General features: G+C 68.8%; 10 protein-coding genes. 4 read left to right on the top strand and 6 right to left on the bottom strand.

What is annotated here, in order from left to right:
* Positions 1-13 precede the first annotated feature (13 nt).
* From guaD to xdhA, 5 genes are read right to left on the bottom strand one after another with little or no spacing between them, the layout of a single operon-like run.
* Positions 14-1,336, bottom strand: a complete 1,323-nt coding sequence (guaD, locus tag AC1EJR_RS09345; RefSeq protein ID WP_477110257.1) for a guanine deaminase — start codon at positions 1,334-1,336, stop codon at positions 14-16.
* A 57-nt stretch (positions 1,337-1,393) separates the two neighbouring features.
* Positions 1,394-2,449 (bottom strand): adenosine deaminase, encoded by a 1,056-nt coding sequence (locus tag AC1EJR_RS09340; RefSeq protein WP_092292325.1) that lies wholly within the window; start codon positions 2,447-2,449, stop codon positions 1,394-1,396.
* A gap of 48 nt (positions 2,450-2,497) precedes the next feature.
* Positions 2,498-3,508, bottom strand: a complete 1,011-nt coding sequence (gene xdhC / locus AC1EJR_RS09335; RefSeq protein ID WP_454756907.1) for a xanthine dehydrogenase accessory protein XdhC — start codon at positions 3,506-3,508, stop codon at positions 2,498-2,500.
* Between the two features lie 13 nt (positions 3,509-3,521).
* On the bottom strand, positions 3,522-5,867 hold the full coding sequence (gene xdhB / locus AC1EJR_RS09330; protein ID WP_092292327.1) for a xanthine dehydrogenase molybdopterin binding subunit: 2,346 nt from the start codon (positions 5,865-5,867) through the stop codon (positions 3,522-3,524).
* Positions 5,868-5,881: 14 nt separating this feature from the next.
* Positions 5,882-7,387 (bottom strand): xanthine dehydrogenase small subunit, encoded by a 1,506-nt coding sequence (gene xdhA, locus AC1EJR_RS09325; protein WP_092292329.1) that lies wholly within the window; start codon positions 7,385-7,387, stop codon positions 5,882-5,884.
* Positions 7,388-7,664: 277 nt separating this feature from the next.
* Between xdhA and AC1EJR_RS09320 the strand changes: the two genes are divergently transcribed.
* Positions 7,665-8,612, top strand: coding sequence for a LysR substrate-binding domain-containing protein (locus tag AC1EJR_RS09320; RefSeq protein WP_092292331.1), 948 nt, complete (start codon positions 7,665-7,667; stop codon positions 8,610-8,612).
* 13 nt (positions 8,613-8,625) lie between these two features.
* Here AC1EJR_RS09320 and AC1EJR_RS09315 read toward each other — a convergent pair whose 3' ends face one another.
* Positions 8,626-9,456 carry an ABC transporter substrate-binding protein gene (locus AC1EJR_RS09315; protein WP_477113000.1) on the bottom strand — a complete coding sequence of 277 codons (831 nt, stop codon included), beginning with the start codon at positions 9,454-9,456 and terminating at the stop codon, positions 8,626-8,628.
* 145 nt (positions 9,457-9,601) lie between these two features.
* On the opposite strand from AC1EJR_RS09315, the gene AC1EJR_RS09310 reads away from it, so the two are divergent.
* The 3 genes from AC1EJR_RS09310 (at position 9,602) to AC1EJR_RS09300 (ending at position 13,959) form a co-directional block, all read left to right on the top strand.
* The gene (locus tag AC1EJR_RS09310) at positions 9,602-10,699 is read left to right on the top strand and encodes a substrate-binding domain-containing protein (RefSeq protein ID WP_477112999.1); all 1,098 of its coding nucleotides are present in this window, start codon (positions 9,602-9,604) and stop codon (positions 10,697-10,699) included.
* Between the two features lie 83 nt (positions 10,700-10,782).
* Positions 10,783-11,364, top strand: a complete 582-nt coding sequence (locus AC1EJR_RS09305) for a DUF4126 domain-containing protein (RefSeq protein ID WP_092292335.1) — start codon at positions 10,783-10,785, stop codon at positions 11,362-11,364.
* Positions 11,365-11,394: 30 nt separating this feature from the next.
* Positions 11,395-13,959: an ABC transporter permease gene (locus AC1EJR_RS09300; RefSeq protein WP_092292337.1), complete on the top strand. Its 2,565-nt coding sequence runs from the start codon at positions 11,395-11,397 to the stop codon at positions 13,957-13,959.
* Positions 13,960-13,971 lie beyond the last annotated feature (12 nt).

The following is a 13,971-nucleotide window of genomic DNA, read 5'->3' as shown; positions in this document are numbered from 1 at the left end:
CGCCCAAAAGCGATCAACCCGCCAGTTCCCGCGTGGCTTCGCCCATGATGTAGACGTTGTCCACTACGCGGTCGTCGCCGAGCATGGCGAAGGCGAACAACTGCTCTTCGAGCGTCTCGGAGCGGCTGCTGCGGCGGGCGATCAGCGGCGTGGCCTCGGGGTCCAGCACCAGGAAATCGGCCTCGCAGCCCACGGAGAAGCTGCCGATGCGGTCCGCCCAGCCCAGCGCCTCGGCCGCGCCGCGCGTGGCCAGGTAGAACATGCGCAGGGCGGTCAGGTGGTAGCCGCCCATGCGCGCCACCTTGTGTGCCGCGTTCATGGTGCGGAACATCGAGAACGAGGTGCCGCCACCCACGTCGGTGGCCAGTGTCACGTTCAGGCGGTGGGCATCGGACTGGTGGAAGTCATAGAAGCCGCTGCCCAGGAACAGGTTCGAGGTGGGGCAGTGCGCCACGGCGGCGCCGCTGTCGGCCAGCCGGCGGCGGTCGTCCTGGTCGAGGTAGATCGCGTGGCCGTAGAACGCGCCGGGGCGCAACAGGCTGTAGCGGTCGTACACGTCCAGGTAGCTGCGGGCGTCGGGGAACAGCTCGGCCACCCATTTCACCTCGTCGCGGTTCTCGGCCACGTGGGTCTGGATGAAGGCGTCCGGATGCGCGCGCGCCAGTTCGCCGCAGGCGGCCAGTTGCGCCTCGGTGGAGGTCGGCGCGAAGCGCGGCGTGATCGCGTAGGCGAGCCGGCCCTTGTTGTGCCACTTCGAGATCAGGTCGGCGGAGTCCCGCGCGCCGCTCTCGGCCGTGTCGCGCAGGAATTCGGGGCAGTTGCGGTCCATCATCACCTTGCCCGTGATCATGCGCAGGTTGCGGTCCTGGCTCGCGGCGAACAGGGCGTCGGCGGAGGTGGCGTGCACCGTGCTCCAGACCATCGCCGTGGTGGTGCCGTTGCGCAGCAGTTCGTCGGCGAAGAACTCGGCCACGGCCCGCGCGTAGGCGGGCTCGCTGAAGCGGCGTTCCTCGGGGAAGGTGTAGGTGTCGAGCCAGTGCAGCAGGCCCGGCGACGGCGACGCGATGATGTCGGTCTGCGGATAGTGCACGTGCGTGTCGATGAACCCCGGCACGAGCAGCTTGCCGCGATGGTCGACCACCTCGGCACCGGCCGGGATGTCGCGCGCCAGGTCCTCGTACAGCCCCACGGCGGCGATGCGGCCGTCCGTGACGAGCATCAGGCCATCTTCCCAATATTGATACGCCTCCTCATGGAACTGCGGATCGCGCAGGAAGTGGAGGATGCGGCCGCGAATGGCGCGGGTCTTGGCGGGATTGGGGGAAGTGGTGGTCATCTTCTCGTCTCAGGGGCGGCCGGAGCTGGGGGTCCGGCGTCTTGTTTATGCGCCCGGTCAGGTCGTGGGAGCCGTCGCGGGCGGGTTCTCGGGCGTGGCGGACCAGAAATGGTCCACCTCGGCCAGGTAGTCAGCCTTCTGCTTGGCGGGCAGGAAGGCCGCTTCGAAGCTGTTGCGGGCCAGCTTGTAGGCGTCGGCGGCGTCCAGCGGCAGCGCGGCGAACGAGGCTTCCCAGTTGGCGTTCATGTAGCCGCCGAAATAGGCCGGATCGTCCGAATGCAGCGTCACGGCCACGCCGGCATCGAGCAGGCGCTTCATCGGATGGTCGCGCAGGTCGGGGTAGACCATCAGCTTCTGGTTCGACAGCGGGCATACCGTCAGCGCGATGCGCTCGCGCGCCAGCCGCTGCACCAGCGCCTCATCCTCGACCGCCCGCACGCCATGGTCGATCCGTTCCACACCGAGGATGTCGAGCGCATTGATCACGTACTGCGGCGGGCCCTCCTCGCCGGCATGGGCCACGCGATGCAGGCCGAGCGCCTTGGCGCGGGCGAACACGCGCGCGAATTTCTCGGGCGGATGGCCCTTTTCGGACGAATCCAGCCCCACGCCGACAAAGCGGTCGCGGTAGGGCAGGGCCGCCTCGAGCGTCTCCAGCGCGGCGTCTTCGGACAGGTGGCGCAGGAAACAGAGGATCAGGCTGCTGGAGAAGTCGTACTCGGTGCGGGCCTGCGCCAGCGCGTCGGCAATGCCGTCGATGATCACGCCCATCGGCACGCCGCGCTCGGTATGGGTCTGCGGATCGAAGAATATCTCGGCATGGCGGACGTTGTCGGCGGCGGCGCGCTTGACGTAGTCCATCGTCATGTCGAAGAAGTCTTCCTCGGTCAGCAGCACGCTGGCGCCGGCGTAGTAGATGTCGAGGAAGGACTGGAGATCGGTGAACGCGTAGGCTGCGCGCAGCGCCTCCACGTCGGGGTAGGCCAGCTTGACCTGGTTGCGCTGGGCCAGCCGGAAGATCAGCTCGGGTTCGAGCGTGCCTTCGATATGCACGTGCAGTTCGGCCTTGGGAGTACGGCGGATGCTGTCCGCGAGCGCGGCATCGATGGTCATGGGGCCTCTTTTATGTCTTGGGCGGCTGCCGGATCGCGGCGGCCGAAGTTACGGATGCATCGCTTCCGCCTGGCTGGCGGCCAGCGCCGCAGCGCGCTGGTCGCGCACCTGAAGCAGCTGGGCGACGATGGCTACCGCAATCATAGCCGGTGCCTTGTCCGTAATGCCGGAGACTCCCATGGGACACGTCATTTCCGGGAAGCGGGCCGGGTCGATCCCGTGCTCCGCCATCCGGTGTTCGAACTTCGCGCGCTTGGTTTTCGAGCCGATCAGGCCGAAGTAGGCGTAGTCCGTGCGGCGGAAGATGCGCTCGCAGAGCGCCTGGTCCAGCGCGTGGCTGTGGGTCATGACCAGGAAATACGCGCCGGGCGGGGCCTGGTCGACCACGGCCTCGGGGGTATCGGAAGCCTCGGCCTCGACGTTCTCGGGCAGCCCGCCCGGGAACAGCGTGTCGCGCTCGTCCACCCAATGCACGCGGCAGGGCAGCGTGGCGAGCACCTTGACCAGCGCATGGCCGACGTGGCCGGCGCCGAACAGCACCACGTGCATGTCGTCGGGCACCAGCGTGTCGGTCCATCCCCCGTCGGGGCGCAGGGTCACGGACGGCAGCAGCGCGCGGCTCGGCGCCACGGTGACGGGGCCGGCGGCCTGCACGGTCCGCTCCAGCGCCTTGCCACTGGCGAAGGCGGCCTCCACGGCCTCGAGCCAGCCCAAGTCCTCGGCGCCGAGCACCTCGAACGCCAACTGCACCACGCCGCCGCAGCACTGGCCCAGCGACGGGCCGAGCGGAATCCGCTCGATGCGGCGGGCGGCGGTGCCGGCGCCATGGGCACCCTCGGCGGCCATCATCGACCGGGCGATGTCCATCCCGCGCCATTCAAGGTGCCCGCCGCCGATCGTGCCGACCAGATCGCCGGCCGTGACCAGCATGCGGATGCCGGGCTCGCGCGGCGCGGAGCCCTTGACCTCGACGATGGTGACCATCGTCACAGGCACGCCGGCGCGCACCCAGCGGGCGGCGTCGGCGAAGCGGAAGGGTTTGAGCGGGGCGTCCTGCATGATGATGGCCGCCTCAGGCGCGCGCCGCCTGCACCGCTTCCACGGCATCGAGGATGGCCTCGCTCGTGGCCGGGGCGCGCAGCGGCGGGTTGATGCGATAGTCGCCTACCGCCGCGATGGCGTCGCGGATCGCGAAGAACACCGAGAACGGCAGCAGCAGCGGCGGCTCGCCGACGGCCTTCGAGCGGTGGATGCTGTCCTCCACGTTGCTGTTCTGGAACAGCCGCACGTTGAAGTCCTCCGGGCAGTCGTTGATGGTCGGGATCTTGTAGGTGGACGGCGCGTGCGTCATCAGCTTGCCGTTCGGGTTCCACCACAGCTCTTCGGTGGTCAGCCAGCCCATGCCCTGGATGAATGCGCCCTCCACCTGGCCGATGTCGATGGCCGGGTTCAGGGACTTGCCGGCGTCGTGCAGCGCATCGGCGCGCAGCAGCTTCCATTCGCCAGTCAGCGTATCGACGAGCACTTCCGAGCACGCCGCGCCGTAGGCGTAGTAATAGAACGGCCGGCCCTGCAGGGCCTTCTGGTCCCAGTGCAGCTTGGGCGTGGTGTAGAAGCCGTCCGACCAGAGCTGCACGCGGGCCACGTAGGCTTCGCGGGCCAGGTCGCCGAAGGACAGTCGCAGTTCGCCGGCCACCACGAGGTCATCGCCGAAGCGCACCGTGTCGGCGTCCACGCCGGCTTTGCGCGCCGCGAAGGCGGCCAGCCGCTCGCGGATCTGGCGCGCGGCGTCCTGCGCGGCCTTGCCGTTCAGGTCGGCCCCGGTGGAGGCGGCCGTCGCCGAGGTGTTGGCCACCTTGCTGGTATCGGTGGCGGTCACGCGCACGCGTTCCAGGCGGATGCCCAGCTCGTGCGCCACCACCATCGCCACCTTGGTGTTCAGGCCCTGGCCCATTTCTGTGCCGCCGTGGTTCACCAGTACCGAGCCATCGTTGTACACGTGCACCAGCGCGCCGGCCTGGTTGAAGTGCGCCACGTTGAACGAGATGCCGAACTTCACCGGCGTGATGGCGATGCCCTTCTTGAGCACCGGGCTCGTCGCGTTGAACGTGCGTGTGGCGGCGCGCCGGGCCTGGTACTCGCTTGATGCCACCAGCTCGTCGATCAGCTCGTGGATCACGTTGTCTTCCACGGTCTGGCCGTACGGCGTGACGTTGCGCTCGCCCTTGCCGTAGAAGTTGGCGCGGCGCACGTCCAGCGAGTCCTTGCCGACGTTGCGGGCGATGTTGTCGAGGATGTATTCCACCGCGAACGCGCCCTGCGGGCCGCCGAAGCCACGGAAGGCGGTGTTGCTCTGCGTGTTGGTCTTGCCGCAGTAGCCGTCGATCTGCACGTTCGGCAGCCAGTAGGCATTGTCGAAGTGGCAGATCGCGCGGGTCATCACGGGGCCGGACAGGTCCGCCGAGAAGCCGGCGCGCGACACCATCTCCACCTGCACGCCCTCGATGCGGCCCGCGTCGTCGTGGCCGACCTCGAAGTCGAACACGAAGTCATGGCGCTTGCCGGTGATCATCATGTCGTCGTCGCGGTCCGGACGCAGCTTCACCGGGCACAGCAGCTTCCAGGCCGCCAGCGCGGCGCAGCAGGCGAACATGGCCGACTGCGATTCCTTGCCGCCGAAACCGCCGCCCATGCGCCGGCACTCCACCAGCACCTGGTGCGCGTGCCAGTTGAGCATGTGCGCCACGGCGTGCTGCATTTCGGTGGGGTGTTGCGTCGAGCACCAGACGTGCATGCCGTCGTTCTCGCGCGGCGCGGCGTAGGCGATCTGGCCTTCGAGGTAGAACTGCTCCTGCCCGCCGAGCTGGATCTTGCCGGCATCGCGGTGGGTGGCCCCGTCGATGTGCGCGCGCGGCGCGCCACGGGTCAGGTGCATCGGCGGCAGCACATAGCTGCCGGCGGCGTGGGCGGCCTCGGGCGAGAGCAACGGCGGCAGGTCTTCGTAGTCGATCTCGGCCAGGCGGGCGGCGCGGCGCGCGGCGTCGTGCGACGACGCCACCACCACGAAGATCGGCTGGCCGATGAACTGCACCACGTCGCGCGCCAGGATCGGGTCGTCGTGGATGATCGGGCCGCAGTCGTTCACGCCGGGGATGTCATCCACGGTCAGCACGGCCACCACGCCGGGCGCGGCGCGCACCTTGTCGAGCGACATGGCGCGCAGCCTGGCATGGGCGCGGGCGCTCATGCCCAGCGCGGCGTGCAGCGTGCCGGCCAGCTCGGGGATGTCGTCGGTATAGGTGGCGGTGCCGGCCACGTGCAGGTGGGCGGATTCGTGCGGGCGCGAGATGCCGACTTGCGGCGAGGCTTCGGCGGCCACGCTGGCGTCGAGCAGGAAGGGTTCGGTCTGCTTGTTCATGGTGCGGGCTCTCCTCAGGCGCTCACGGGTTCGCCGGCGCCGAGGGCGCGGACGTTGACCACGGCGGCGGGCAGCGCGTCGGCGCGCGTTTCCAGCCAGAAGCGATAGAGCAGGTTGGCGGCGCCGCGCGCGCGGTAGGCGGCGGTGGCGCGCATATCGGTCAGCGGCTGGTAGTCCTGGCCGAGTGCGGCCATGCCGGCGCGGGCGGTGGCTTCGTTCCACGGCTGGCCGACCAGGGCGGCTTCGGTGAGGGCGCCGCGCTTGGGCGTGGCGGCCATGCCGCCGAAGGCGACGCACGCCGCCGTGACGATGCCGCCCTCCACGGTGATGGCAAACGCGGCGCAGACGGCCGAGATGTCCTCGTCGAACCGCTTCGACAGCTTGTACGTCCGGAAATGCTGCGGGCCCCGGGAGCCCTTCGTCGGCACGCGCAGCCCGGCAACGAACTCGCCCTCGGCCATCGCCGTCTTCTGGTAGGCGAGGTAGAGGTCCTCGAGCGGCATGGTGCGGCGCGTCTCGCCGCGCTGGAGCACCACCTCCGTGCCGAGCGCGATCAGCGCCGGCATCGAGTCGCCGATCGGCGAGCCGTTGGCGATATTCCCGCCCAGCGTGCCGGCATTGCGGATCGGCAGCGAGGCAAAGCGCTTCCACATCTCGTCGAGTTCCGGGTGGGCGGCGGTCAGCGCCGCGTAGGCGCGCTCCAGCGTCACGGCGGCGCCGATCTCGAGGAAGCCGTCGCGCTCGGCCACGGTGTTCAGGTCTTCCACCTGCCCCACGTAGAGCAGGTTGCCGAGTTCACGGAACTGCTTGGTTACCCAGAGACCCACGTCGGTGCTGCCGGCCAGGATGCGGATGCCGGGCTCGGCGGCCTTGATCGCCCCGAATTCGGCGGCGGTGCGCGGGGCGTAGAAATGCTGGCCGCGCACGCTGTAGTGGAAGGTCTCGCCGCGCTTGAGGTTGCGCAGCGTGTCGGCGATCTGCTTCGGATTGAGCTTGCTGGCGGCGGGCGCGGGCAGCGCCATCATGCGCTGGCCGGCGTCGATGATCGGCCGGTAGCCGGTGCAGCGGCACAGGTTGCCGGTCAGGGCGTCGCAGATCTCCTGGCGCGCCGGGGGCTCGCCGCCGGGCGTGTGCTGCTGGTACAGCGCCCACAGTGACATCACGAAGCCGGGCGTGCAGAACCCGCACTGGGAGCCGTGGCACTCCACCATGGCCTCCTGCACCGGGTGGAGCGTGCCGTCCGCCTGGCGCAGGTCTTCCACGGTGATCAGGGCCTTGCCGTCGAGCGTGGGCAGGAACTGGATGCAGGCGTTCACGGCCTTGAAGGCCACGTCGCCGCCATCCTGCAACTCGCCGATCACGACGGTGCAGGCACCGCAGTCACCTTCGGCGCAGCCTTCCTTGGTGCCGGTGCAGCGCACGTCCTCGCGCAGGTACTGCAGGACCGTGCGGGTCACCGGGGCGTCGGACACTTCCTGGACCTGGCCGCGGTGGAAAAAGCGGATGGTTTGCGTCTCCATGGTCTTCTCTCTTTCGGGGATGGCGGAAACATAGCACCGGCCACTTTCATGCAATATTCGGCCCAGGTGATATGCCCCATCAATGCGCGACCGCTGGCGCGGTCCGGCGCCGTCTTCCCCGCCTGGAACCCAGCGCGGGCGCGGCTTGCCGGCGGACTCCGGGTCTTCCCGTAGTGCGCCGGCATTTGACCGCCCGTGGGGTGCCTGACATACACTATGCGCCGTTCCCATCCCCCACGCCAGCCACGCCCGCCCCCGGGTGCCGCCGGTTCTCGCCATGCACGGACGCGACCATCTCGATACCTATTTGCTGCGGGTGCTGCACACCCTGCTCACCGAGCAGAGCGTGACCCGCACCGCCGTGCGCCTGGGCCAGTCGCAGCCAGCCATCAGCAACACGCTGAAGCGGCTGCGCGAGATCACCGGCGACGCCATTCTGGTGCGCGGCAAGAGCGGCATGGTGCCGACCGAGCGCGGCCGCGAGCTGCTGGCGCTGGCCGAGCAGAGCCTGGCGGCGATGGACCGCATCGCCCGGCCGCCGCAGCAGTTCGACCCCGCCACCACCACGCGCACCTTCCACCTGGGCGCGCCCGATTATCTGGATGCCTTCTTCCTGCCGAATATCGTCGAGCGGGTGCGGCGGCTGGCGCCGGGGGCCAAGCTGTTCGTGCATCCGATGACGCAGGCGAGCGATTTCCTCGATGCGCTGGAGCAGGGCCATCTGGACATCGTGGTCGGCAACTGGCTGTCGCCGCCCGAGCACCTCCATATCTCGCCGCTGTTCGACGACGAAGTGGTCTGCATGCTCGGCGCCCAGCACCCGCTGGCCCGCAACGGGCTGACGCTGCGCCACTACCTGGAGATGCCGCACCTGGCCCCGGCGCCGTACGCGTCGATGCAGCGCAGCATGATCGACCAGGCGCTGGCCGAGCAGGGCTACAAGCGCAACATCCAGGTCACGCTGCCGTACTTCGGCCTGGTGCCCTACGTGCTGATGAAGACGGATATGGTGTTCACCACGGGCCGCCAGTTCGCCGCGCATTACGCGCAGTACCTGCCGATCCGGATGGTGGCGTCGCCGGTGCCGTTCCCGCGCATGCGGTTCTACCAGCTATGGCACGAGCGCTGCCACGCAGCGCCCGATGTGATGTGGATGCGGCGGATGATCGCCGAGGTGGCCGCCGACCTGCCGCAGCTGCCGCGGCTGGAGGCCACGGCAGTCTGAGCAATGGGTGGGTTTACTTCCCTTCGTAGCTCGGGAAGAACAACTGTTCGCCGTCCACCTTGTAGCTGGCGATGGTCTGCTGGCCTTCCTTCGATGTGACCCACTCCACGAACTTCATCGCGTCCGTGTAGTTCGTGCCCGGGTGCTTGGCCGGGTTCACGGCGATCACGCCGTACGGGTTGAACATCTTCGGATCGCCCTCGATGGCAATCGCCAGCCCGGTCTTGGCGCGATAGGCGCCATAGGTGGCGCGGTCGCTCAGGGTGTAGCCGGGCATCTGCGCCGCCATGGTCAGCACCTCGCCCATGCCCAGGCCGGCATTCACGTACCACGGCTGGCCCTTCGGCTCGATGCCGGCACGCTTCCAGTAGTCCTTTTCCATCACATCGGTGCCCGAGTTGTCACCGCGCGAGATGAACTTGCTGCCGCTGGCGGCCAGCTTCTTGAACCCGGCGATGACGTCCTTGCCGCCCTTGACGTGTGCCGGGTCGCCGGCCGGGCCGACGACGATGAAGTCGTTGTACATCACGTCGCGCCGGTTCACGCCGTAGCCGGCGGCCACGAATTCATCCTCCATCTTGCGGGCGTGCACCAGCAGCACGTCCACGTCGCCCATCTCGCCCATCTTCATCGCCTTGCCGGAGCCCACCGCGATGACCTTTACGTTGACGCCGGACTTCTGCTCGAACTTCGGCAGCAGGTATTTCAGCAGGCCGGAATTCTCGGTACTGGTGGTGGTGGCCATCTTGAGTTCGCCGGCCTGCGCAGCGGAAAGTGCCGACGCCAGCACAAGCACGGCGGCGACGTGGATCGCGCGGGGGAGGGGGAAGCCAGTGCGGGACATCGATCGTTCCTTTATTATGTTTTCGAAAACACAATTGCCACGACGCTGATGCTTCGTGGAGAATGCGTGGACAAACATCGTGAAACACAGGGCACACGATTGTTATCCGGCCACATCGTTCCTGTAAATATGCAAGGTATTTCATATGACGTTCAGGTTTGACCTGTTCCCGGTCATTGCCGCCGATGACAATCCGCGTGCCAACGGCAAGGTGTTCCAGTTGCTGAAGGCCGTACGCGAGACCGGCTCGCTGCACCGCGCCGCGCAGGAGATCGGCCTGTCGTACCGCCATGCCTGGGGCGTGATGCGCAACTGGGAAGAGATGCTCGGCCGCAGCATGCTCGACATGGAGCGCGGGCGCGGCGCCTCGCTGACGCGCTTCGGGGAGCGGCTGCTGCGCGCCGAATCGCGGCTGCGGGAGACCATCGATCCCGCCGTGCAGAAGGCCATGGCCGATTTCCTGCTCGAACTCGACGACGCCGTGCAGCCGCAAACTGTGGTGCATTTCTCCGGCAGCCACGATCCGGCCATGGAAGTGCTGTCGACGGCACTAAAAGAGGCGCCTACCGCTCTCCAGCTCGACACCGTGTTCTGCGGCAGCGTGGAAGGGCTGATCTGCCTCCAGGAGCGCCAGTCGGAATTGGCCGGCTTCTATGTCTCGCCGATCCAGACCGCCGGGTCGGTCGCCCATGTGACGCTGCGCAAATGGCTGCGGCCCGCCACGGTGCGGCTGGTACGGCTGGCGTGGCGCGAGCAGGGGCTGATCGTGGCGCCCGAGGTGGCGCGCGAGATCCGCGACCTGCGCGACCTCGTTCGCACCGGTGCACGCTTTATCAACCGCCAGCGCAGTTCGGGCACGCGCATGCTGTTCGACCAGCTGCTGGCCGCGCAGGGGCTCTATCCGGACCAGATCACCGGCTACGAAGACCCCGAATTCAGCAATGACAAGGTGGCCGAGGCCGTGCAGGCCGGCCGCGCGCAGGTGGGTTTCGGTCTGCGGATGAACGCCGAGCAGCACGGGCTGGGCTTCGTGCCGCTCACGCGCGAGGCGTACTACCTGGCCCTGCGCAAGAACGATGCGACCGCGCCGTGGATGGGCGCGCTGCTGGCGCTGCTGGCCGATCCGGCCTTCGCGCGCCGCATCGAGGCGCTGCCCGGCTACACGGCTGCCGAGCCGGCCGGCATCCTCACCCCGCAGGAAGCGCTGCCCTGGTTCGGCGCGGACGGCAAGGAAGGCGCCTGAGCGGGGCCATCGCCCGGTCCGCCGATCCCCATTCCCCGACCGTATTACACTCCTCCCCAATTACCCACGAGGAGTCCCGCCCCATGCTGGAAACCGCCGCGCTGGCTGCAGGCATGTCCTGGGCCAGCGGCCTGCGTCTCTACCTGGCCGTGCTGGCGGCCGGGGTACTGGCGCGCCTGGGCTGGCTGGACCTGCCCACGGGGCTCCAGGTGCTGTCGTCGTGGTGGGTCATCGGCGTGGCCGGCGTGCTGGCCCTGGCCGAGTTCATCGCCGACAAGGTACCCGGCTTCGATACCGCCTGGGACGGCATCCAGACCTTCATCCGCATTCCCGCCGGCGCGATCCTGGCCGCCGCGGCGTTCGGCGAACTCGATCCCCAGTGGATGGTGGCCGCCGGGCTCGTGGGCGGCACGCTGGCCGGGGCGGCGCATGCCACCAAGGCTGGCACGCGGGCGCTGATCAATGTCTCGCCGGAGCCGTTCTCGAACTGGGCGGCCTCGTTCACCGAGGACGTCGGCACCATAAGCGGCCTGCTGCTGGCATTTTTCCTGCCCGTGGTGTTCCTGATCCTGCTGGGCGTGTTCCTGATCCTGGCGATCTGGCTGATCCCGAAACTCTGGCGCGGCGTGCGACGCCTGCACGCCAGCCTGCGCGGCCCGCGCTGACTCCCTCTCTGCCTCCTTAGCGATTTTCCGATGCCGACCGACTCCCCCGCCGTGCCCGCCGCTCACCGTTTCTCCGCCTGGCACCATGCGCTGCGCATGGCCCGGCGCGACTGGCTGGCCGGCGAGCTGACGCTGCTGCTGTTCGCGCTGGTGCTGGCCGTGGCCGCGCTGACCAGCGTCGGCTTCCTCGCGGATCGCATGCGGCTGGGCTTGGAGCGCGACGCGCGCCAGATGATCGGCGCCGATGTGCTGCTGGTATCCGACCAGCCCTTCGACCCCGCATTTGCCGAGCGGGCCCGGCGCGACGGCCTGCGCGTGGCGCAGACGGTAACGTTCCCCAGCATGGCCACCGCCCGCATCAACGGTGCACCCACGAACGGGGAGGCACCGAGCCAGCTTGGCGCCCTGAAGGCGGTGACCGATGGCTATCCGCTGCGCGGACGGCTCAAGGTGCTGCCGCCCGATGGCGGTCCGGAGCAGGAGGCCGAAGGCATCCCCGCGCCGGGCACGGTCTGGGCGGATCAGGCGCTGCTGGACGGCCTCGGCTTGCGCCTGGGCGATAGCGTCCAACTCGGCAGCAAGACCTTCCGCATCGAGCGCGTGATCACGCAGGAGCTGGACCGTGGCGCGGGCTTCATGAACTTCGCGCCGCGCGTGATGCTGCCGCTGTCCGATCTCGACGCCACCAAGCTGATCGGCTGGGGCAGCCGCGTGACCTACCGGCTGCTCGTGGCCGGCCCGGACGCCGGCGCCGCCGCCTACCAGCGCTGGGCGACCGACGAGATCGAGCGGCGCCACCTGCGCAACACGCGCGTGGAATCGCTTGATTCCGGCCAGCCGCAGATGCGCGCCACGCTGGATCGTGCCGAGCGCTTCCTGTCGCTGGTGGCGGTGCTGTCTTCGATGATCGCGGCGGTGGCCATCGCCATGTCTGCGCGCCGATACATGCAGCGTCATACCGATGCGTGTGCTGTATACAAATGCCTGGGTCTGTCGCGCGGGCAGCTGCTGGCCGCGTTCGGCATCGAATTCCTCCTGCTTGGCGCCGGAGGCGCGCTCGTTGGCGTGGCGCTCGGCTACCTCGCGCATTACGGGCTGCTGCTGTCGCTGGGTGGATTGCTGCGCGTGTCTCTGCCGCAGCCCTCGGTCATCCCGGCGCTGACCGGCGTGGCGGCGGGGCTGGTGCTGCTGGTGGGCTTCGCGCTGCCGCCGCTGCTGGCGCTGACGCGCGTGGCGCCGCTGCGCGTGCTTCGGCGCGACATCGGCCTGCCGCCGATCTCGGCCTGGGTGGCCTACGCGCTGGGGCTGGGCGCCTTCGTGGCGTTGTTGATGGTGGCCGCGCGCGACCTGAAGCTCGGCCTGACCACGGCAGGCGGGTTTGTCGGCGCGGGGGTGGCCTTCGCGGTGCTGGCCCTTGGGCTGCTGCTGGCGCTCTCGCGCGGCATGCGCGGCCGGGCGCGCGGCAGTGTGGGGTGGCGCTTCGCGCTGGCCGTGCTCGAACGCCGGCGCGGCGTGACCGTGCTCCAGACCGTGGCACTGGCCGTGGGGCTGATGGCGCTGCTGCTGCTCGGCATGACGCGCAACGATCTGGTCGATTCCTGGCGCAACGCCACGCCGGCCGACGCGCCCAATCGCTTCATCATCAATATCCAGCCCGACCAGCGCGACCCGCTACGCGCGATGCTGGCCACCAATGGCATCCGCGACCTGCTCTACCCGATGGTGCGCGGCCGGCTGACGCATATCGACGATCGCCCGATCCAGGCCAGCACCTACCCGGACGGCCGGGCGCGCAATCTGGTCGAACGCGAATTCAACCTCTCGTATACAGACAAGCTGCCCGAGGGCAACGAAGTGATTGCCGGGCGCTGGACCGGCGACGCGGGCGGGGCATCGGTGGAGGAGGGCATCGCCAAGACGCTCCATATCAAGCTGGGCGATACGCTGCGCTTCGACGTGGCCGGCCAGAGCGTGGAGGCGCCGGTCACCTCGCTGCGCAAGCTCGACTGGGGCTCGATGCGCGTGAACTTCTTCGTGATCCTGCCCACGGACAAGATGCAGGGCCTGCCCGAGACCTACATCACCGCCTTCCACCTGCCGCCGGCCAAGGCGGCGCTCGGCAACCGGCTCACGGCCAGCTTCCCGAACATCACCGTGGTCAACACGGATTTGATCCTGCGGCAGATCCAGGCCGTGCTCGATCAGGTGATCGCCGCCGTGGAGTTCCTGTTCGTCTTCACGCTGCTGGCTGGGGTGACGGTGCTGTATGCGGCGCTTTCCGGTGCGCGCGACGAGCGCAAGCGCGATGCCGGCCTGCTCAAGGCCCTCGGCGCGACGGCCGCCACGGTGCGCCAGACGCAATACGCCGAATTCCTGGTCGTGGGCGGGCTGGCGGGGCTGCTGGCCAGCTTCGGCGCCATCGTGGTGGGCTGGGCGCTATCCCAGTTCGTGTTCGATTTCCCCTACCGCTTCAACCTGTGGATCGTACCGGTGGGGGTGGTTTCTGGCATGCTGTGCGCTTTTGCTGGCGGCTACCTGGGCCTGCGCGAGGTGCTGCGGCAGCCTGCGCTGGCCACGCTGCGCGATGTGCAGTGACCGCCGAGCCGC

It is taken from the genome of Cupriavidus sp. 05T42, from assembly GCF_056396345.1.
The sequence above is the reverse complement of the archived record's forward strand: the minus strand, read 5'-3'. Positions and strand labels throughout refer to the sequence as shown.

Bases quoted from the DNA above. Each gene is read 5' to 3' on its own strand.
- AC1EJR_RS09300 (WP_092292337.1), top strand. From the start codon at position 11,395: ATGCCGACCGACTCCCCCGCCGTGCCCGCCGCTCACCGTTTCTCCGCC.
- AC1EJR_RS09315 (WP_477113000.1), bottom strand. From the start codon at position 9,456: ATGTCCCGCACTGGCTTCCCCCTCCCCCGCGCGATCCACGTCGCCGCC.
- AC1EJR_RS09305 (WP_092292335.1), top strand. From the start codon at position 10,783: ATGCTGGAAACCGCCGCGCTGGCTGCAGGCATGTCCTGGGCCAGCGGC.
- AC1EJR_RS09320 (WP_092292331.1), top strand. From the start codon at position 7,665: ATGCACGGACGCGACCATCTCGATACCTATTTGCTGCGGGTGCTGCAC.
- AC1EJR_RS09310 (WP_477112999.1), top strand. From the start codon at position 9,602: ATGACGTTCAGGTTTGACCTGTTCCCGGTCATTGCCGCCGATGACAAT.
- xdhC (WP_454756907.1), bottom strand. From the start codon at position 3,508: ATGCAGGACGCCCCGCTCAAACCCTTCCGCTTCGCCGACGCCGCCCGC.
- xdhA (WP_092292329.1), bottom strand. From the start codon at position 7,387: ATGGAGACGCAAACCATCCGCTTTTTCCACCGCGGCCAGGTCCAGGAA.
- xdhB (WP_092292327.1), bottom strand. From the start codon at position 5,867: ATGAACAAGCAGACCGAACCCTTCCTGCTCGACGCCAGCGTGGCCGCC.
- AC1EJR_RS09340 (WP_092292325.1), bottom strand. From the start codon at position 2,449: ATGACCATCGATGCCGCGCTCGCGGACAGCATCCGCCGTACTCCCAAG.
- guaD (WP_477110257.1), bottom strand. From the start codon at position 1,336: ATGACCACCACTTCCCCCAATCCCGCCAAGACCCGCGCCATTCGCGGC.